This window comes from Hymenobacter qilianensis (genome assembly GCF_014638675.1).
GTDB lineage: Bacteria > Bacteroidota > Bacteroidia > Cytophagales > Hymenobacteraceae > Hymenobacter > Hymenobacter qilianensis.
In genome coordinates, this window is the sequence record NZ_BMFN01000002.1 from 70,746 (window position 1) to 88,590 (window position 17,845).

Consider the following 17,845-nt stretch of genomic DNA (forward strand, 5'->3'; position numbering starts at 1 on the left):
TATTTGGGCAGTAGTTCGACGTTCAGGAAAGTAAACATTCCCTGCGTTTAGAGCTCCTCTACTACAGATCATGAAAAAAATCAGCCTGTTTGTTTTCGGTATTAGTGCGCTGCTGGCTGGCTGTCAGCCCAAAGCCGACACCTTTGCCGGTCGCTTCACCCCGACCGAAACCCCGCAGGCCTTTCGGTACCGGCCGGGCCTGCCGGCGCGGGTGAGCGCCCACCGAGGCGGCGGCAACTACCCCGGCTACCCCGAAAATGCGGTGGAATCTTTCGCTTATCTCACCAGCCAGATATCCACTATCATTGAGTGCGATATCGACCTGACCCGCGACAGTGTGCTGGTGCTGCTACACGATAAAACCCTGGACCGCACGACCACCGGCACCGGTCCGCTCATCAATAAAACGTGGGCCGAATGCCAGGAATACCGGCTGGAGGACAACTTCGGCACCCCTACCAACTTCCGCATTCCTACCCTCGAGCAGGCTCTGCGTTGGGGCAAAGACAAATGCCTGTTCACCCTGGATGTGAAGCGCGGAGTGCCCTTTGCCAAAGTAGTAGACATGATTCATCGCACCGACGCGGCCAGCTATGCGGCCGTTATTACTTACAATGCCCCTGATGCGGCCACGGTGCATCGGCTCGATCCTCAGCTTATGATTTCCGTGTCCATTGGAGGCCAGGAAGACTACGAGCGGCTCCGTGCGGCCGGTGTGCCCGACCAGAACATGATAGCCTTCGTAGGTACCGCCGAGCCCGATCCGGCCCTGTATCAGTTTTTGCATACCAAAGGAATTGCCTGCATTCTGGGCGTCTTGGGCAACCTCGACAAGCAGGCCGAGGCGCGCGGCGACGAGCACTATCGCACCTTCGTGCAGGCCGGCGCCGACATTCTGGCCACCGACCGCCCCCTCGAAGCTGCCCAGGCGCTGCGCTGATGCCCACTCCTACCTCAAGCGGCCGGGTGGTGCTGCTGGCATCGGTACTTAAGCCGCTGAACGACACCCGAATGCTGGGCAAGTTTGCTCGTACCCTACTGGCCCGCCCCAACGTGGTGGTGCACGTGGCGGGCCGACGGGCATCTACTCCCAAAAATGCCCCCCACAACCTGCAAACCCACGAGTTGCTGGCTGGTTCGCGCCTGAGCTGGCAGCGGCTGGGAGCGCAATGGCGCTACTGGCAGCTCCTGCGCCGCCTCCACCCCGATCTTGTTTTTGTGCACGCCCCGGAGCTGCTGCCGCTTACTTTATTGTGGCAAAAAACAACGTCTGGGGGGCATTTTATCTATGATGTGCGCGAAAATTACGCTCTCAACATCCAAACGCAGGCCGTATATCCAGCCTGGATCCGCAATACGTTGGCCGGCCTCGTACGCCGGGTAGAAACCTGGGCCGCTAGGCAAGCTGCCGCCGTTGTGCTGGCGGAGCGCAGCTACGCCGATGAGCTGCCATTTGGCAAGTCAGAGCGCACCTTCATTCTCGAAAACAAATACCAGCCTGACCAACACGAGCGAGCCGAATTTGCCCCCCAGGCCCTACCCCAGCCCGGTCAGGAGCTGCGCCTGCTGTACTCGGGCACTATTTCCGAGCTGAATGGCGTATTTGAAGCCTTGGAGCTGACACGTTTGTTGCAAGCCGTCTGGCCCCAGGTCCGGCTTACGATTATCGGGTTTTGCCAGCAGCCGGATCTGCTGCGCCGCCTGCATAATGCTATGGCTGCCAGCAACAACGTAGTAACGCTGATTGGCGGCGAAACGCTGGTGCCCCACGAGCAAATTGTGGATGCTATCCGCCAAAGCCACATAGGGCTGCTTCCTTACCGCCCCCATGCCAGCACCTGGCGCTGCCGCCCAACCAAGTTGTTTGAGTATCTGGCCCATGGGCTGCCCGTTCTGATTCCGCCCAATCCGCTCTGGGAAGAGTTGGTGAGTAAGCACCACGCCGGCTTAGTACTCGATTTTGATCGGCTGACTGCGGCTACCGTGGCTGCGGCGTGTGGTGCTCTGGCCGGTCATCAGTTTTATCCGAATGGCATTCCGACCGAAGTATTTTGGAATAGCGAAGCCCATAAACTAAATCGGGTGATAGATTCTATTTAGTAACTGCTGACCTTTGCGCCCCGTTTATGGAACCGGGACCTATTTTTTCTAACTTCGGCCCCTTTTTCTCCGTTCCTCGCCCAAAATCCCCCTTTCTATGAGCACCCTCCGCCAAACCGAAATTGCCGGCGTCGGCCACTACGTACCCGATCGTGTGGTAATGAACGCTGACCTTGAACAACTCATGGATACCACCGACGCCTGGATTCAGGAGCGTACGGGCATCAAGGAGCGCCGTTGGTTCGAGGAAGGCAAAGACACTACCGCTAACATGGGTGCTCAGGCCTCCCGCCGCGCCCTTGAGCAGGCCGGCCTTCAGCCCGACGACGTGCAGCTCATCATTTTCGCCACCCTCTCCCCCGACTATATTTTCCCCGGCTCCGGCGTGCTTTTGCAGCGCGAATTGGGCATCAAGGACAATATTCCAGCGCTCGACGTGCGCAATCAGTGTTCCGGCTTCGTCTATGCGCTTTCGGTCGGCGACCAGTTCATTCGCACCGGCATGTATGATACCGTGCTAGTGGTCGGCTCCGAAATCCATTCCTCCGGTCTGGATAAAAGCACCCGTGGGCGGGCCGTATCGGTCATTTTCGGTGATGGCGCCGGCGCGGTAGTGCTGCGCCCCTGCACGCGCGAGGGCCACGGAATTCTGAGCACTCACCTGCATGCCCAGGGCGAATTTGCCGAGGAGCTCATCGTGAAAGAGCCCGGCTCGAACCGCGAAGACCGCGTTCGGGTGGCCATGGAAAATCAGGAGGAGATGTATCCTTATATGAACGGCACCAACGTGTTTAAGCACGCCGTCGTGCGCTTCCCGCAGGTTATCGGCGAAGCTCTGGCTCAGAATGGCTACCAGCCTCAGGACATCGACATGCTGATTCCGCACCAGGCCAACCTGCGCATCACGCAGTTTGTGCAGCAGAAAATGCAGCTGCCCGATAGCAAAGTGTACAGCAATATTCAGCGCTACGGCAACACTACCGCCGCTTCGGTGCCTATTGCTTTGAGCGAGGCCGTAGGCGAAGGCAAAATCAAGCGCGGCGACCTGGTGTGCCTGGCTGCTTTCGGAAGCGGCTTTACCTGGGCCTCCGCCCTGATTCGCTGGTAAGCTGGTTTTCAATTAACAATTAACAATTAACAATTAGTAATGAGCAATCAGCGGGAAAGTCACTGTTGGCTGATGCTCATTATTAATTACTAATTGCTCATTACTAATTAAATCAAAGTGCCCAGTCACACCGAGGAAAATTATTTGAAAGCCATTTATAAGCTGTCGGAAGCACAGCCCGGCGTGGAGGTGAGCACCAACCGCATCGCCGAAGTGCTTCAGACACGCCCTGCCTCGGTGACCGATATGCTGCGCCGCCTCGGCGAAAAAGGACTGTTGCACTACGAGCGCTACCGTGGCGTATCGCTCACCCACGATGGGCGGCGAGTGGCGCTGCTCACCATCCGCAAGCACCGGCTTTGGGAAGTTTTCCTGGTGAATAAGCTCGGCTTCAATTGGGATGAGGTGCACGACGTGGCCGAGGAGATGGAACACCTGCAGTCCCCGCTGCTTATGCGCCGCCTCGACGAGTTCCTAGGCTTTCCTCAACTCGATCCGCATGGTGACCCCATCCCTGCCGAAGACGGCGCGATTATTCGGCCGCAGCACCGACTCGTGTCAGACTTGAAGCCCGGCGAAGAAGGTACCGTTATGGCCGTCAAAAACACTTCCGTGCCCTTCCTGCAATACCTCGACAAAGCAGGCCTGAGCTTAGGAGCGAGAATTGAAGTACTGGATAAAGTAACCTTTGATAATTCATTGGAAATCAGAATAAACAACAACAAGGTAACGCTAATATCCAACGAGATAAGCTGCAACTTATTCGTAGCTGACTAAGTTAAATCCGGCATCAGGCTGCGGAAACCGGCGCTGTAAATTTGCCCCCCAGTACTCCCATTTATGTTGCTGCCTCCCGCCCTTTCCGATACCATCATTGCCTTGTCGACGCCGCCGGGCGCGGGGGCTATTGCAGTCATTCGCCTCTCCGGACCGGCGGCATTCTCACTTACCGACGGCTTATTTCGCGGCAAAACTCTCGCTGATCAACCTAGCCACACCCTGCACTATGGCACCTTACGCGAGTCCGATGGCCGCATCTTTGATGAGGTAGTCGTTTCCTTATTTCGGGGCCCAAATTCCTATACCCGCGAGGATGTGGTAGAGATAAGCTGCCACGGCTCCGACTACATCGTGCAGCAGGTACTGGCCGCCTTCACGCGGCGCGGCGCCCGCTTAGCCGAGGCCGGCGAGTTCACCAAGCGCGCCTTCCTGAACGGTGCCTTCGATCTGGCCCAGGCCGAGGCTGTTGCTGATCTGATTGCGGCCGACTCGGCTTTGTCGCATCAGGTAGCCATGCAGCAGATGCGGGGGGGCTTTTCGCGGGAACTGCGCGACCTGCGCGCCCGACTGGTTCAGTTTGCGGCCCTGCTGGAACTGGAGTTGGACTTCGGCGAAGAAGACGTGGAGTTTGCCGACCGCACTGGTCTGGTCGCGCTGCTGGAAGAAGTGCAGGCATTGGTACGTCGGCTGCTTCGTTCATTTGAGCTGGGCAACGTTATCAAAAACGGGGTTATCACGGTCATTGCCGGCCGGCCCAACGCGGGCAAATCTACCCTGCTCAACGCCTTGCTAAATGAGGAACGCGCCATCGTATCGGCAGTGGCCGGCACCACCCGCGACCTGATCGAAGATGAGGTCAGCATCGAAGGCATTCGCTTCCGCTTCGTGGATACGGCTGGTCTGCGTGAGACAACGGACGAGGTTGAATCTATCGGAGTAGAGCGCACTCGCCAGCGGGTAAAGCAAGCGGCACTATTGCTTTATCTGTTTGATTTAACGACCAGTACCCCAACCGAAGTTAAAGCAGAGATTGAAGCTCTAAACCCTGGGGGGCAAATTCCGATGCTCGCTGTTGGCAATAAACGTGACGTTGCTTCCGAGGCCCAATTACATGCTTTCAGCCACCAGCCGAATACCGTGCTTATTGCCGCCAATAAGGGCGAAGGCCTTGACGAGCTGCGCGCGGATCTGCTGGCCCACGCCCGCGGCACTGGCCTCGACCAAACGGGCGCGTCAACCATCGTCACTAATTTGCGACATGCCCGCAGTCTCGAAAAAACCAATGCTGCCCTGGATGCCGTTTTGGTTGGACTGGCTACCGGCGCGGGGACTGAGTTGGTGGCCGCTGATCTGCGTCAGGCCCTAGCGGCGCTGGGTGAGATTACGGGCGAAATATCTTCAGATGATTTACTGACCAGCATTTTCACTCAGTTCTGTATCGGAAAATAGCTGATTATTTCTGCGCTTTCGGGTTCCAAGCCTCTGAATCGGATAAAACCGCGTCTGGGGGGCAAATTGCCTGTTTTGAACTGAACAACATAAGTCGCCGAGTTGTAGTATAGTGTTGAAACACCGATTATCCTTTCCGGCTTGCTAGTTATTCTTTAGTTTCGCCCCGCAACCACCCTCTAACCCACGCTTATGGCAGAGTCTGCTGAACTTATCCTCGACGGTAAATCCATTTCTTTACCCGTCATTGAAGGCACCGAGAACGAAAAAGCATTTGATATTGGCAAGCTGCGTGATCAGACGGGTTATGTAACCCTCGATTCAGGCTACAAGAACACCGGCGCCACCAAGAGCGCCATTACCTTCCTCGATGGCGAAGAAGGTATCCTGCGCTACCGTGGCTATCCAATTGAGCAGCTGGCCGAGCGGTCCAACTTCCTGGAAGTAGCTTACTTGCTGATCTACGGCTCTTTACCGACGCAAACGGAGCTGGACAACTTTGCTCACCAGATCACGACTCACACGCTGGTGCATGAAGACGTGCGCAAGATATTCGACGGCTTTCCGTCGGCGGCCCACCCTATGGGCATCCTGTCCAGCCTGATTTGCTCCTTGACTGCTTTTTACCCAAAGAGCCTTGACCCAAATCAAAGCCCTGAGGAAACCAATCTGAATATTATTCGCCTGATTGCCAAAATCTCGACGATTGCGGCTTGGTCGTATAAGAATTCGGTAGGTCACCCGCTCAACTACCCCCGCAACGACCTAGACTATTGCTCGAACTTCCTATACATGATGTTCGCCTTCCCTACGGAGAAGTACGAAATCAACCCAGTAGTCGTAAGTGCGCTGAATAAACTGCTCATCCTGCACGCCGACCACGAGCAAAACTGCTCAACATCTACGGTGCGCCTGGTAGGCTCGGCTAATGCCAGCTTATACGGCTCTGTTTCGGCCGGTGTGAACGCCCTATGGGGCCCTCTGCACGGCGGAGCCAACCAAGAGGTAATGGAGATGCTGGAGGCCATTCAGCAGGACGGCGGCAACACTCAGAAGTGGGTGGATAAAGCCAAGGATAAGAACGATTCCTTCCGCCTGATGGGCTTTGGCCACCGCGTGTACAAGAACTTTGACCCACGCGCTAAAATCATCAAGAAAGCCGCCGATGACGTGCTCAAGGCATTGGGTATTGATGATCCGCTGCTCAAAATCGCTCAGGAGCTGGAGCAAGCCGCCCTCACCGATCCATATTTCGTTGAGCGCAAGCTGTATCCGAACGTTGACTTCTATTCCGGTATCATCTACCGCGCTATCGGTATCCCAACGGAGATGTTTACCGTGCTCTTTGCTATGGGCCGTCTGCCCGGCTGGATTGCCCAGTGGAAGGAGATGCGTGAAAACAAGGAGCCAATCGGTCGCCCCCGCCAGATTTACACCGGCGAGCTGGAGCGCGATTATGTCGGCATCGAGCAGCGCTAGTTGAGCCAGACTTATTCTAGCCTCACAAAAAAGCCCCCCAGAATCGTCTGGGGGGCTTTTTTATGACTGTTTAAAAGAAGAACTGTTAGCGTTAGTTCTTCACCGCCGTCATTGTGGTCTTAGCCTGGTTGTAAGCTACCATTTGCTTAGGCCACAGGATGGCAGCTAAGTCCCACTCATAGTGCGACTGCACTTCAGCCAAGTACTGGTCGAGAGCAGCCGGATCAGCTGACAGGCGGGTTTTGGCCTCCTCCATCTCGGCGAGCATTTGGAGGTTCAAACGCTTAACCTTCACATACTGACCTTCATCGAGGCGCACTCTCTGAGCCATCTGACGAGTTAGCTGAGTGGCCCGCGCATTCAGAGATGTTCCGTTGTCAGCCAGCGCGGTAAAAGACAGCGTTGAAGCCATGCTGATCATGACAAAAACCAAAGTATAGATTCTTTTCATAAAAGGAGGGATTTGAAGGTGAAACAGATCGGTTTAGTACGACTATTCTGCCATGGGCCAAAATGCTGCTGAGCGCTCTTTGGCTGCTGACTATTAGAACACCTAAATATAAACCGATTTAAATTAAAATCAACACATTTTCTTACTTAATTAATATTTATACGAATACGATATTAATTAGCTAATAATAACTAGCGTTTATGAAGCAGCGAAAACACTGCCCCATCCGGTTGATTTATGTTCAAACTTGATAGTGAAGCTTGAAAACAGCCCACTCATAACAAGCTGTTTTCAAGCTGGCAAAACTGTCTAAAACCAAGATTAGTCAGCAGCATTCATCAACGCCGTCATGCTACTACGCGACTGCTGATACATAGCGAACTGATTGGAGCGCATTACTCTGGCAAGCGCTACATCATATTCGATCTGAACTTCAGCCATTTTCTGATCTAAGCTCAACGGATCGGCCGCATAGCGAACCTTCAAGGCGTCCATGTCAGAGAGCATCTTTACGTTGAGCTGTTTCACTTTCAAGTACTGGCCCTCATCTAACCGTGCCTTATTGGCAATAGCGCGGGTGAGTGTAGTAGCCCGAGCTTGAATAGCTGTTGATTCGTCGGCTGCTGAGGCATTCGAAGAGGCTCCCTGTAGGCACAGGATTAAACAAGCAAAAAAGTATACTTTTTTCATAATGGTAGGTAAATGAGGTGAAAGTGGAAAATGAACATTTAGCGGGTTTTACATGGTGATCCAGCTACGATACGTGGCTGGCCACTGTAGTACCACGTCTCAAATGTATATGGAAATATTTAAAAAAAAACATAATTTTTATAACTATTCTATTGTTGTACTTTTACTACAATCTATTAATTATCTCATTAGCAGATATTTAATTATTCTGTAAGCAAGCAATACTGCAACACAAAAAACCCTGACTTTTATAAAAGTCAGGGTCATTTTTGAACTATTTCTGTCCGGAAACTTAGAGTATTCTAAACTCTATACGTCTGTTTTGTTGGCGATGGATATCTGAATCGTTCGGTTGGAGAGGCTTCGTTTCGCCATACCCCTTAAAGCGTAGCCGGCTAGCCTTCACTTCATTTGCCACCAAATAATTATACACAGCTTTTGCCCGATTTTGCGATAAAACCATGTTGTCACTGTCAGCTCCTACATCATCCGTATGTCCCGAAATCTCTACTTCTATATCCTTATACTGACGCATAAACTGTATCAAGCGGTTTAGCTCCGTTCGTGATTTGGGCTTGAGGTTGTACTGGTTGGTATCGAAAAACAAGTTGTTCAGCACAATGCTACGTCCGGCCTTTACGGGCTCCAGATAAATATCCAGAGTAAGCGGATCAAAGCGTCGCTTGTCGGTATAGTCGAAGCTCAAGCTCTTCATCAGATACTTATCTGCCACGGCATACATCGCGTATTGGCGCCCTTCGTTAAGCACCACAGTGTAGTCACCGGATTCGCTATCGGAGGTTACATACTGCACCAGCTCATCGGTTTGCAGATCATACAGCTGTACATCTGCCCGCAGAGGCTTTTTGGTAGTTGCATCGAATACGCGGCCCTGCGTGTAGGTGCTGGTTTCGCGGGCCCGCACTTCGGCTGGCACTTCGAACCCGAATAACTCAACCGGGCGGTCGCGCTCCTGCTTTACTCCCGGCTCTGTGGCACGGGAGCGAGAACAAAAGCCGCGGCGGTTGTCGGATGTAATAAAAAGGGAAGCTTCATTTTCGAAGGTATTCAACGGATAACCCAGGTTGCGGGGCTCGCTCCAACGGCCGGGGGCTTGCATTTCACAGCGGTACACATCTAAGCCCCCCATACCAACAAGGCCATCAGTAACATAGTACAGCGTAGTGCCGCTGGCATGTATAAAAGGTGCCATATCCTTTCCGGGCGTATTTACGGGCTCTCCCACGTTCCGAGCTACACTCCAGGTGTCATCGGGCTGAAGATTAGTCACGTAAATGTCTTCCTGACCTTTGCCTCCCCGGCGGGTTGAGGTATAGTACAAAGTTCGCCCATCGGCCGAGAGCGTAGGCTGCGAGTCCCACTCCGGCGAGTTTACGTTGCGACCTAGGTTTACAGGCTTGCTCCAGTTGTTGCCGGTGCGGCGCGAGATGTACAAATCGCAGCTGCCTACGGAGCCAGGCCGGTCGCAGGAGGTGAACACGAGCGTTTTGCCATCGCCGGAAATCGTGCTGGCTCCTTCGTTATAAGGCGTGTTAATAAGCGGAGAAATAGATACAGGCTGCCCGAACGACCCATCATCATTACGCTTGGCAATAAAGAGGTTCTCATCGCTCGTTTCCTCAGCGGTAGGCCGAATGGTATAAAGCAGGAAGCGATTATCGGCAGTAAGAGCCGGAAAGTACTGAAACCTATAAGTGTTCAACGGCTCGCCCAACCGCTCCGGTGTCATACCTACCGGATTGGCCATGGCCTTTATCGCAAAGTCACAGTTGTTAAGCTGACGTTGGGCCCTGGCCAGGTTTTTTTGGCTCTTGGGGGCCAATTTAAGGTAGGTCTTATAACTAGTTGAGGCTGTTTGGTAATCACCAAAAGTCATAGCCAGTTCCCCCAGGGTATAATAGTCGGCGGAACGCGTGGGGCTGGGGGGCAATTTTGCCAAGCCTGCTCGGTACGCCTCGAAGGCTGCCTGGTTTTCGCCCATAGCCTTGAGCAGGGAACCTTTCAGGACAAATGGCTCGCCCTGAGATGGAAACTTGTCATTAAGGATTGAAAGCGTTTCGAGGGCTTTCGTAAAATCCCGCTCTTTGGCCTGTTCCTGAGCTTTCTCAAATAGGTGGCGGGCCTTCGTATTTGTGGTGGAGAGTTTGGCTTGCGCCACCGCAACGGTCGTAGGAATGATAGCACCCACTAACAGCATCAACAGCACGAAAACAGGTAGCAAACGGCGCATAAGCAGAAGCTGGAAGCTACGGGATATCGAGGTATTTATGCGTCTGTAAAGACACCTGCCACTGTGGGTTTTGCTTTACATAGTCCACAATAAGTGAGGTCATCTGTGCGGCGCGGCTCCATTCGGGTTGCAGGTACAGGCGGGTGTGCGTGCCTACTTGCGCGGCGTGCTCTTCAGCCCATGCAAAATCACTCTTGTTGAACACAACTACCTTCAATTCATGAGCCAATTGTAGCACTGAAGGCAATGGAGACTTGAATTTTTTGGGCGAAACGCAAATCCAGTCCCAATCGCCGGTTAGCGGATACGCACCTGATGTTTCGAGCCAGGTTTGGCAGCCGGCTTCTTTCAGCGTAGCCGTAAGCTGCGTTAAGTCGTGCATCAAGGGTTCGCCACCCGTCACTACCACGTTGCGGCCGGGGTGCTGCTTCACCGCCGCGACCATATCAGCCAACTCAACGCGTGGGTGTTGACTAGCATCCCACGACTCCTTCACATCGCACCAGTGGCACCCTACATCGCAGCCGCCCAGGCGAATAAAATAAGCGGCCCGGCCTGTGTTATAGCCTTCTCCCTGAATGGTATAGAACTGCTCCATCAAGGGCAGCGCGGCATGCATAGGCGCCACCGACGCCGAGCCGGCCATAAGGGGAATTGTGTGCAGCAAAACAGTAAAATATGGTAAAATAAAAAGTAAGCCAGGCCCACGGCCCGGATGCTCAAACGCTATTGCGCTCGTCTTCCGTTCCGCGTACCCACTTTTAAAAGTAGTATAACCACCCGGACTTTAAAAGCTTTATTTCAGCAGAATAGGATTCTACCGGGCGTATATTTCTCCTTTGGCGGCCCGTAATGTATTGAGCAAGAGCATAGCAATCGTCATTGGTCCTACCCCACCTGGTACGGGCGTGATGTAAGAGGTCTTAGGTGCTACACCAGCAAAATCGACGTCACCCTTCAGCGTAAACCCTGACTTCTTGCTAGCATCAGCCACACGGGTAGTACCCACATCAATTACAATAGCGCCCGGCCGCACCATGTCAGCCGTCACGAACTCAGGTCGGCCAATCGCAGCCACCACGATGTCGGCAGTGCGAACAATCTCGGCCAGGTTGCGAGTGCGAGAGTGACATAAAGTAACAGTGCAGTTTCCCGTATCTAAGTTTTTAGCAAGCAGAATACTAACAGGCGTACCCACAATGTTGCTACGACCAATAACCACGCAATGCTGGCCGCTAGTTTCGATGCCGTAGCGGCTGAGTAGCTCTACGATTCCTGACGGTGTAGCCGGCAACAAGGAAGGCAACCCCGCCACCATACGCCCGATATTCATGGGGTGAAATCCGTCCACGTCCTTCTCCGGCTTAATGGTTTCGATAACCTTGTCAGCAGAGATGTGAGCTGGAAGTGGCAGTTGCACGATGAAGCCATCGATGCGGTCATCGTGGTTGAGTTCCTCAACTTTCGCTAGCAGCTCCGCTTCGGTAATGTCGTCCTCATAGCGCAACAGCGTGCTCTCGAAGCCGACTCGCTCGCAGGCCAGCACCTTGTTGCGCACGTAGGTTTCGGAGCCGCCGTCGTGGCCGACCAGAATAGCGGCCAAATGGGGAATTTTGCCCCCCACGGCCTTTATCTTTTCAACCTCGGCGGCAATTTCTACTTTAATGTCTTCGGCGGTTTTCTTGCCGTCGATGAGTTTGTAGCTCGTAGCTTCGGGGGCAGTGGTCATGCGAATATCAGCGAGGTTATTCTGGTGAAACAGTCTTGGTCTTGCGTGACTCGTTGTGGGCAGCAATAGCGGCGGCGCCGGACTCCTGAAGCTCCTTCTCCATCGTGGGCCAATCGTCGCGCCACCGGAACTTGCGCTCTTGTCCTTTGATAATCTTGTCTAGCTGTACTTCAGTGGTACAGTTCTCGGTGAGTTTGTTAGCCATTGGTTTGAAGGTTTCATACAACGGCTTGTCAGGAAGTGTATGGGTGAAAAATGAAGTAAGCAAGCATAAAAAACGCGCCCCATGAGGCGCGTTTCAATCTTTAATCAGTCGAGTTTCAGTACGGCCAGGAAGGCTTCCTGTGGAATTTCCACGGAGCCCACTGAGCGCATCCGCTTCTTGCCTTCCTTCTGCTTTTCGAGCAGCTTGCGCTTGCGGCTGATGTCGCCGCCGTAGCACTTGGCAATTACGTTTTTGCGCAGGGCCTTCACCGTTTCGCGGGCAATAATCTTCTGGCCAATACTGGCTTGAATGGCAATGTCGAACATCTGGCGCGGGAGCAGCTCACGGAGCTTTTCGCAGATGCGCTTGCCCCACTCGTAGCTCTTGGAGCGGTGCACGATGGCCGACAAGGCATCTACTTTTTCACCGTTTAGCATGATGTCGAGCTTTACCATGTCCGACTCGCGGAAGCCAATCAGCTCATAGTCAAGCGAAGCATAGCCGCGGCTGATGGTTTTAAGCTTGTCGAAGAAATCGAACACGATTTCCGACAGCGGCAGCTCAAAGTTCATTTCTACCCGCTCGGAAGTCAGGTAGCTCTGGCCTTTAATGATGCCGCGCTTTTCCATGCACAGCGTAATAATGGCCCCCACGTAGTCGGCAGCCGTAATAATCTGAGCTTTGATAAAGGGCTCCTCAATGTGCTTGATCAGGTTCGGCTCCGGCATTTCGGAGGGCGCGTTGATGGTCAGCAATTGATCTTTGGTACCCGTGGCGTGAAACTGTACGCTGGGCACGGTGGTAATCACGGTCATGTTGAACTCCCGCTCCAAGCGCTCCTGCACAATTTCCATGTGCAGCATGCCCAAAAAGCCACAGCGGAAACCGAAGCCCAGAGCCGCAGAGGTTTCGGGCTCCCATACCAACGAGGCGTCATTGAGCTGGAGCTTTTCCATGCACGAGCGCAGCTCTTCGTACTCGGTGGTGTCCACGGGGTAAATGCCGGCAAATACCATCGGCTTCACGTCGGCAAAGCCGTGAATGGCTTCCTGCGTGGGCCTAGCAACGTGCGTAATCGTGTCGCCGACCTTTACCTCGCGGGCTTCTTTGATACCCGAAATCAGGTAGCCTACGTTTCCGGCACCCATTTCCTGGCGCGGCTCCTGGTTGAGGCCCAGAATTCCGATTTCATCGGCGCCGTATTCCTTGCCGGTGGCCATGAAGCGGAGCTTGTCGCCCTTGCGCATAGTGCCATTCTTGATGCGGAACAGAACCTCAATGCCACGGTAGGAATTGAAAACGGAGTCAAAGATAAGGGCTTGCAGCGGGGCTTCAGGGTCGCCTTTGGGCGCCGGAATCCGCTCGCAGATGGCGTTCAGAATAGCTTCAATGCCGATACCAGATTTGCCGGAAGCGGGGATAATATCGGCCCGGTCGCAGCCGATGAGGTCCACGATTTCGTCGCTAACCTCTTCGGGCATGGAGTGAGGCAAGTCGATCTTATTAAGCACCGGAATGATTTCCAGATCGGCTCCGATAGCCAGGTACAGGTTGGAAATCGTTTGAGCTTCAATACCTTGCGACGAGTCAACGATAAGCAAAGCGCCTTCGCAGGCGGCAATGGAGCGGCTTACTTCGTAGCTAAAATCGACGTGGCCGGGCGTGTCAATCAGGTTGAGCGTGTACACTTCCCCTTTGTAGGGGTACTGCATCTGGATGGCGTGGCTCTTGATGGTGATGCCCCGCTCCCGCTCCAGGTCCATGTTGTCGAGTAGCTGAGCCTGCATGTCGCGCTTAGAAACAGTGCTGGTGAATTCGAGCAAGCGGTCAGCCAGGGTACTTTTCCCGTGGTCGATGTGGGCGATGATGCAGAAATTGCGGATATGCTTCACTGGCGAGGGTTTTACGACTACAAAGGTAGGCAACGAGGGGCGGAAAAGCTATCTGAGCGCCGTAACCGGCCCCGAGGATAGCAGTAAGCAAGCTAGGGGGCAAATAGATAACGAAAGCTCGACTATTTAGCCTCAGGACCCTGAAGCCTGATTCATTGGTGCTAAATCCAGTGGCACCCAGGCAGAATCCATCCCTACTATCCTCTCATTTCATACCCACATCATCTCATTCTAGTTCATTGGGTATGACAAATGCCCAGAAATACTGTTGTTAGAGTAGTCAAACTATTCTAACCTCAACACCTCTCCATGAGCATTACCCTCAAGCAAGCCCAACAAGCCCTCACCGCCGCCCACGAAGCAGCCGTGCAGCACAACGTAAAAATGAACATTGCCATCGTGGATAGCGGCGCCAACCTCGTGACCTTCCTGCGTATGGACGACGCCTGGCTCGGCTCGCTCGACATCTCGATTAAGAAAGCCAAAACCGCCCGCTTCTTCGATATGAACACCGGCGAAATCGGCAAGCTTTCTCAGCCCGGCGGCCCGCTTTATAATATCGAACACTCCAATAATGGACTAATAACCTTCCCCGGCGGCATCCCGATCAGAAATAATCAAGGCGCGGTAATCGGCGCTATAGGCGTATCGGGCGACACCGTGGAGAACGATCATACGGTAGCCCAGGCCGGTGCCGACGCCGTGCAGGCAGTGAAGGAATAACACGTAGCCTTGACCTGATAATCAGCGAAAAAGCCCCCCAAGCCTGTATTTCTTACGCTGGGGGGCTTTTTTGCTCTTTGTTCGATTACTCCAAGCTGGCGCGGAGCTTCTGGCGGCGGCATCCAATCTCCACCTCCAAAACCAACCTTTATAACTATGGCAGACAATCGCGGCGTCGTGTACCTGGGGCCGGGCAAAGTTGAAGTGCAAAGCATCGACTTTCCCAAGCTGAAGAACCCCAAGGGGCGCACCATCACTCACGGGGTGATTTTGAAAGTAGTATCTACCAACATCTGCGGCTCCGACCAGCACATGGTACGCGGCCGGACCACGGCACCCGCCGGCCTGGTGCTGGGCCATGAGATAACCGGCGAGGTCATTGAAACCGGGGCCGATGTAGAGTTTCTGAAGAAAGGTGACCTGGTGTCGGTACCATTCAACGTGGCTTGCGGGCGCTGCCGGACCTGCAAGGAAATGAAAACCGGCATCTGCCTGACCGTAAACGAAGGCCGCGCCGGCGGCGCCTACGGCTACGTGGATATGGGTGGCTGGGTCGGCGGGCAGGCCGAGTACGTGATGGTGCCCTACGCCGATTTCAACCTGCTCAAGTTTCCGAATAAGGATCAGGCCATGGAGAAAATCCGCGACCTGACCATGCTCAGCGACATTTTCCCGACGGGTTTCCACGGTGCTTTGAAAGCTGGCGTTGGGCCCGGCACCACGGTGTACATTGCGGGTGCCGGCCCGGTGGGCTTAGCCGCGGCCGCTTCGGCGCAACTGTTGGGGGCGGCCGTGGTGATTGTGGGCGATATGAACAAAGCTCGCCTGGCCCACGCCCGCTCCTTCGGCTGCGAAACCGTGGACTTGACCCTCGACGCCACGCTCACGGAGCAAATCACCCAGATTCTGGGCATGCCCGAGATTGACTGCGCCGTCGATTGCGTGGGCTTTGAGGCCAGCGGCCACGGCTCCGATTCCAAGAAGGAAGTACCGGCCGCCGTGCTCAACTCCCTCATGGAAATCACCCGCGCCGGGGGCTCCATCGGCATTCCCGGCCTGTATGTAACCGAAGACCCCGGCGCGGCCGACAAAGCCGCTCAAAAGGGCAGCCTTTCCATTCGCTTTGGCTTAGGCTGGGCCAAAAGTCACTCTTTCCACACCGGCCAAACGCCCGTAATGAGCTACAACCGCCAGCTCATGCAGGCTATTTTGTACGATAAAGTACAGATTGCGAAGGCCGTGAACGTGGAGATTATTACCCTCGACCAAGCTCCGGAAGGCTACGCCGAGTTTGACAGCGGAGTGGCCAAGAAGTTTGTTATCAACCCGCACAACCTGATCCCGGCATAAGGCGGTTAGTTCAGTTAGCACAAGCTCACCTAAAAAAGCCCCCCGGATACATTCTGGGGGGCTTTTTTTATTAAAACGGAAGCTGAGTAAACATCAGCAGAGGGCAAGCACAACTTAACCTCCCAGCTGGGGTGGCGTATCAAAGTGGGTAAATGGTCTGGTTTTTCTCACTTTACCTCACTCCCATTATGAGCCTTACCTTAAATCCAGCGGCCGTCCAATTTGCCAAGCGCCTTATTGAAGACGGCCATTATAAGAACGACCAAGCTCATTGGGGTGAGCACAACCCTAATACCAACGCCCAAAATAACTACCTCAGCAAGCACGAAATAGAGGAGTACGGTCAGTGGCACCTGGGCCTGGATATGAGTAAAGCGGAGGACACCAAAGGCCGCTACCACTTTCCCTACGGCGACTTCAAAACCGTGCACCGCGACGGCCTGATTGCGGCCAAAGAGCGCGCCGCCCAGCAAGGCTACACCGATATTGAAAAAGCGGCTGACGAACTGCTGCAAACGCTGGAGGCGAAGGCGGCCAAGTAAGCAGGGGGCTTTTTCCGCGCACATTTTGCGTACTTTTAGCTTATGCGTAATCCATTTGAATCAGGCGCCATACTTCTGGGGGGCTCTTATCTAGAGCGCATGACTGACGACGAGTTTTTCGACTTCTGTCAGCAGCACCCCGACCTGCGCATTGAGCGCACGGCCAACCACGAAATCGTCATTATGTCGCCCACTGGCAGCCGCTCCGGCAAACGCAACGCCCGCCTCACTTTTTTACTGGGCAAATGGTGTGAACAGCATTCCCAGCTCGGAGAATACTTCGACTCAAACACTGGATTCACCCTCCCCGATGGCTCCGTGCTCTCGCCGGATGCTTCTTGGGTTTCAGCGGCCAAATGGAATGCTCTGACCGTGGAGCAACAAGATAAATTCGCGCCGGTCTGCCCGGAATTTGTAGTGGAGTTGAAGTCGGCCACTGATTCCACGAAAACGCTGCAAGACAAAATGCTGAACTGGCTCAGCAACGGTGCCCAACTAGCGTGGCTAATTGTACCGGAAACCGAAACCGCCTATATCTACCGCCCCGGCCAGTCGGATCCGGATGTTGTACAAGGCTTTGACAACGAGCTCTCCGGTGAAACCGTGCTGCCGGGGTTTCGGCTGCGGCTAACGGAGCTGCGGTAAGTTCGCCACCATTGCGTAATTCTTAAGTAGAATCAAAACTAGATGGATGAACCAAATTCAGCTCCTACACCTGAAGTTGTTACTCGCGTACTGGAAACACTAGATTTTAAATTACCAGATTGGTACATAAACGAGCTTTCAAAGACTCATGATCTTGTCTTCGATTTTGAAGACGGAAAGTATTTAGAATTGTGGCCAATCGTTGAGGTACTTGAACTGAATCGGGCTTACAATGCCGATGAGTTCTATCTAAACTTTATTCTGATAGGAACTGATGGAGGTGGCGAAGCTTGTGCAATCGAAAAGCAAAGTGGAAGCGTTTACTTTATCCCTTATATCGGTTGTCTTCCTGATGATGCTATCTATGTAGGAAAGTCGCTTAAGGATCTGATTGAATACTTACAAGTGCCTTGGTAACAAAGAGCCCCCCGCTACCGCGCCGGGGCTTTTT

Annotated in this window: 18 protein-coding genes; 11 read left to right on the plus strand and 7 right to left on the minus strand. The window is 53.8% G+C overall.

Going from position 1 to position 17,845, the window contains the following annotated elements; translation table 11 throughout:
- Positions 1–70 precede the first annotated feature (70 nt).
- From IEW06_RS08195 to IEW06_RS08220, 6 genes are all read left to right on the plus strand, one after another.
- Positions 71–940 (plus strand): glycerophosphodiester phosphodiesterase family protein, encoded by an 870-nt coding sequence (locus IEW06_RS08195; protein WP_187732101.1) that lies wholly within the window; start codon positions 71–73, stop codon positions 938–940.
- Positions 940–2,100 carry a glycosyltransferase gene (locus IEW06_RS08200; RefSeq protein ID WP_188548020.1) on the plus strand — a complete coding sequence of 387 codons (1,161 nt, stop codon included), beginning with the start codon at positions 940–942 and terminating at the stop codon, positions 2,098–2,100. The genes IEW06_RS08195 and IEW06_RS08200 overlap by 1 nt, the downstream gene beginning before the upstream one ends.
- 97 nt (positions 2,101–2,197) lie before the next feature.
- Positions 2,198–3,208, plus strand: a complete 1,011-nt coding sequence (locus IEW06_RS08205) for a 3-oxoacyl-ACP synthase III family protein (protein ID WP_187732104.1) — start codon at positions 2,198–2,200, stop codon at positions 3,206–3,208.
- Positions 3,209–3,325: 117 nt separating this feature from the next.
- Positions 3,326–3,985, plus strand: a complete 660-nt coding sequence (locus IEW06_RS08210) for a metal-dependent transcriptional regulator (RefSeq protein WP_187732105.1) — start codon at positions 3,326–3,328, stop codon at positions 3,983–3,985.
- A gap of 63 nt (positions 3,986–4,048) precedes the next feature.
- On the plus strand, positions 4,049–5,437 hold the full coding sequence (mnmE, locus tag IEW06_RS08215; protein WP_187732106.1) for a tRNA uridine-5-carboxymethylaminomethyl(34) synthesis GTPase MnmE: 1,389 nt from the start codon (positions 4,049–4,051) through the stop codon (positions 5,435–5,437).
- 192 nt (positions 5,438–5,629) lie between these two features.
- Complete coding sequence (locus IEW06_RS08220) at positions 5,630–6,916, plus strand: citrate synthase (RefSeq protein ID WP_133272990.1); 1,287 nt, start codon at positions 5,630–5,632, stop codon at positions 6,914–6,916.
- A 91-nt stretch (positions 6,917–7,007) separates the two neighbouring features.
- Here IEW06_RS08220 and IEW06_RS08225 read toward each other — a convergent pair whose 3' ends face one another.
- The 7 genes from IEW06_RS08225 to lepA all read right to left on the minus strand — a co-directional run bounded on the left by IEW06_RS08225 (position 7,008) and on the right by lepA (position 14,134).
- Entirely contained in the window at positions 7,008–7,367 is a 360-nt protein-coding gene (locus tag IEW06_RS08225; protein WP_187732107.1) for a hypothetical protein, read from the minus strand.
- A gap of 321 nt (positions 7,368–7,688) precedes the next feature.
- A complete protein-coding gene (locus IEW06_RS08230) occupies positions 7,689–8,057 on the minus strand; it encodes a hypothetical protein (RefSeq protein ID WP_187732108.1) in 369 nt (122 codons plus the stop codon).
- Positions 8,058–8,349: 292 nt separating this feature from the next.
- A complete protein-coding gene (locus IEW06_RS08235) occupies positions 8,350–10,308 on the minus strand; it encodes an OmpA family protein (RefSeq protein ID WP_187732109.1) in 1,959 nt (652 codons plus the stop codon).
- Positions 10,309–10,324: 16 nt separating this feature from the next.
- Entirely contained in the window at positions 10,325–10,927 is a 603-nt protein-coding gene (locus tag IEW06_RS08240; protein WP_223284980.1) for a 7-carboxy-7-deazaguanine synthase QueE, read from the minus strand.
- 198 nt (positions 10,928–11,125) lie between these two features.
- Positions 11,126–12,037: a bifunctional 5,10-methylenetetrahydrofolate dehydrogenase/5,10-methenyltetrahydrofolate cyclohydrolase gene (locus IEW06_RS08245; protein ID WP_188548022.1), complete on the minus strand. Its 912-nt coding sequence runs from the start codon at positions 12,035–12,037 to the stop codon at positions 11,126–11,128.
- A 16-nt stretch (positions 12,038–12,053) separates the two neighbouring features.
- Positions 12,054–12,242, minus strand: coding sequence for a hypothetical protein (locus tag IEW06_RS08250; protein WP_187732110.1), 189 nt, complete (start codon positions 12,240–12,242; stop codon positions 12,054–12,056).
- Positions 12,243–12,346: 104 nt separating this feature from the next.
- On the minus strand, positions 12,347–14,134 hold the full coding sequence (gene lepA / locus IEW06_RS08255; RefSeq protein ID WP_187732111.1) for a translation elongation factor 4: 1,788 nt from the start codon (positions 14,132–14,134) through the stop codon (positions 12,347–12,349).
- Positions 14,135–14,443: 309 nt separating this feature from the next.
- Here lepA and IEW06_RS08260 point away from each other — a divergent pair, with 309 nt between their 5' ends.
- The 5 genes from IEW06_RS08260 (at position 14,444) to IEW06_RS08280 (ending at position 17,811) form a co-directional block, all read left to right on the plus strand.
- Positions 14,444–14,857: a GlcG/HbpS family heme-binding protein gene (locus IEW06_RS08260; RefSeq protein ID WP_187732112.1), complete on the plus strand. Its 414-nt coding sequence runs from the start codon at positions 14,444–14,446 to the stop codon at positions 14,855–14,857.
- Between the two features lie 156 nt (positions 14,858–15,013).
- Positions 15,014–16,207 (plus strand): formaldehyde dehydrogenase, glutathione-independent, encoded by a 1,194-nt coding sequence (fdhA, locus tag IEW06_RS08265; protein ID WP_187732113.1) that lies wholly within the window; start codon positions 15,014–15,016, stop codon positions 16,205–16,207.
- 188 nt (positions 16,208–16,395) lie between these two features.
- Positions 16,396–16,749 (plus strand): hypothetical protein, encoded by a 354-nt coding sequence (locus IEW06_RS08270; protein WP_187732114.1) that lies wholly within the window; start codon positions 16,396–16,398, stop codon positions 16,747–16,749.
- Positions 16,750–16,791: 42 nt separating this feature from the next.
- Positions 16,792–17,394 carry a Uma2 family endonuclease gene (locus tag IEW06_RS08275; protein WP_223284549.1) on the plus strand — a complete coding sequence of 201 codons (603 nt, stop codon included), beginning with the start codon at positions 16,792–16,794 and terminating at the stop codon, positions 17,392–17,394.
- 42 nt (positions 17,395–17,436) lie between these two features.
- Entirely contained in the window at positions 17,437–17,811 is a 375-nt protein-coding gene (locus IEW06_RS08280; RefSeq protein ID WP_187732115.1) for an SMI1/KNR4 family protein, read from the plus strand.
- The last annotated feature ends 34 nt before the right edge of the window (positions 17,812–17,845 follow it).

Excerpts from the sequence above, each read along its gene's own strand:
- IEW06_RS08280 (WP_187732115.1), top strand. The coding sequence starts at position 17,437 with ATGGATGAACCAAATTCAGCTCCTACACCTGAAGTTGTTACTCGCGTA.
- IEW06_RS08275 (WP_223284549.1), top strand. The coding sequence starts at position 16,792 with ATGCGTAATCCATTTGAATCAGGCGCCATACTTCTGGGGGGCTCTTAT.
- IEW06_RS08230 (WP_187732108.1), bottom strand. The coding sequence starts at position 8,057 with ATGAAAAAAGTATACTTTTTTGCTTGTTTAATCCTGTGCCTACAGGGA.
- mnmE (WP_187732106.1), top strand. The coding sequence starts at position 4,049 with ATGTTGCTGCCTCCCGCCCTTTCCGATACCATCATTGCCTTGTCGACG.
- IEW06_RS08250 (WP_187732110.1), bottom strand. The coding sequence starts at position 12,242 with ATGGCTAACAAACTCACCGAGAACTGTACCACTGAAGTACAGCTAGAC.
- IEW06_RS08270 (WP_187732114.1), top strand. The coding sequence starts at position 16,396 with ATGAGCCTTACCTTAAATCCAGCGGCCGTCCAATTTGCCAAGCGCCTT.
- IEW06_RS08225 (WP_187732107.1), bottom strand. The coding sequence starts at position 7,367 with ATGAAAAGAATCTATACTTTGGTTTTTGTCATGATCAGCATGGCTTCA.
- IEW06_RS08220 (WP_133272990.1), top strand. The coding sequence starts at position 5,630 with ATGGCAGAGTCTGCTGAACTTATCCTCGACGGTAAATCCATTTCTTTA.
- IEW06_RS08200 (WP_188548020.1), top strand. The coding sequence starts at position 940 with ATGCCCACTCCTACCTCAAGCGGCCGGGTGGTGCTGCTGGCATCGGTA.
- IEW06_RS08205 (WP_187732104.1), top strand. The coding sequence starts at position 2,198 with ATGAGCACCCTCCGCCAAACCGAAATTGCCGGCGTCGGCCACTACGTA.
- fdhA (WP_187732113.1), top strand. The coding sequence starts at position 15,014 with ATGGCAGACAATCGCGGCGTCGTGTACCTGGGGCCGGGCAAAGTTGAA.
- IEW06_RS08240 (WP_223284980.1), bottom strand. The coding sequence starts at position 10,927 with ATGCATGCCGCGCTGCCCTTGATGGAGCAGTTCTATACCATTCAGGGA.
- IEW06_RS08235 (WP_187732109.1), bottom strand. The coding sequence starts at position 10,308 with ATGCGCCGTTTGCTACCTGTTTTCGTGCTGTTGATGCTGTTAGTGGGT.
- IEW06_RS08195 (WP_187732101.1), top strand. The coding sequence starts at position 71 with ATGAAAAAAATCAGCCTGTTTGTTTTCGGTATTAGTGCGCTGCTGGCT.
- IEW06_RS08260 (WP_187732112.1), top strand. The coding sequence starts at position 14,444 with ATGAGCATTACCCTCAAGCAAGCCCAACAAGCCCTCACCGCCGCCCAC.
- IEW06_RS08245 (WP_188548022.1), bottom strand. The coding sequence starts at position 12,037 with ATGACCACTGCCCCCGAAGCTACGAGCTACAAACTCATCGACGGCAAG.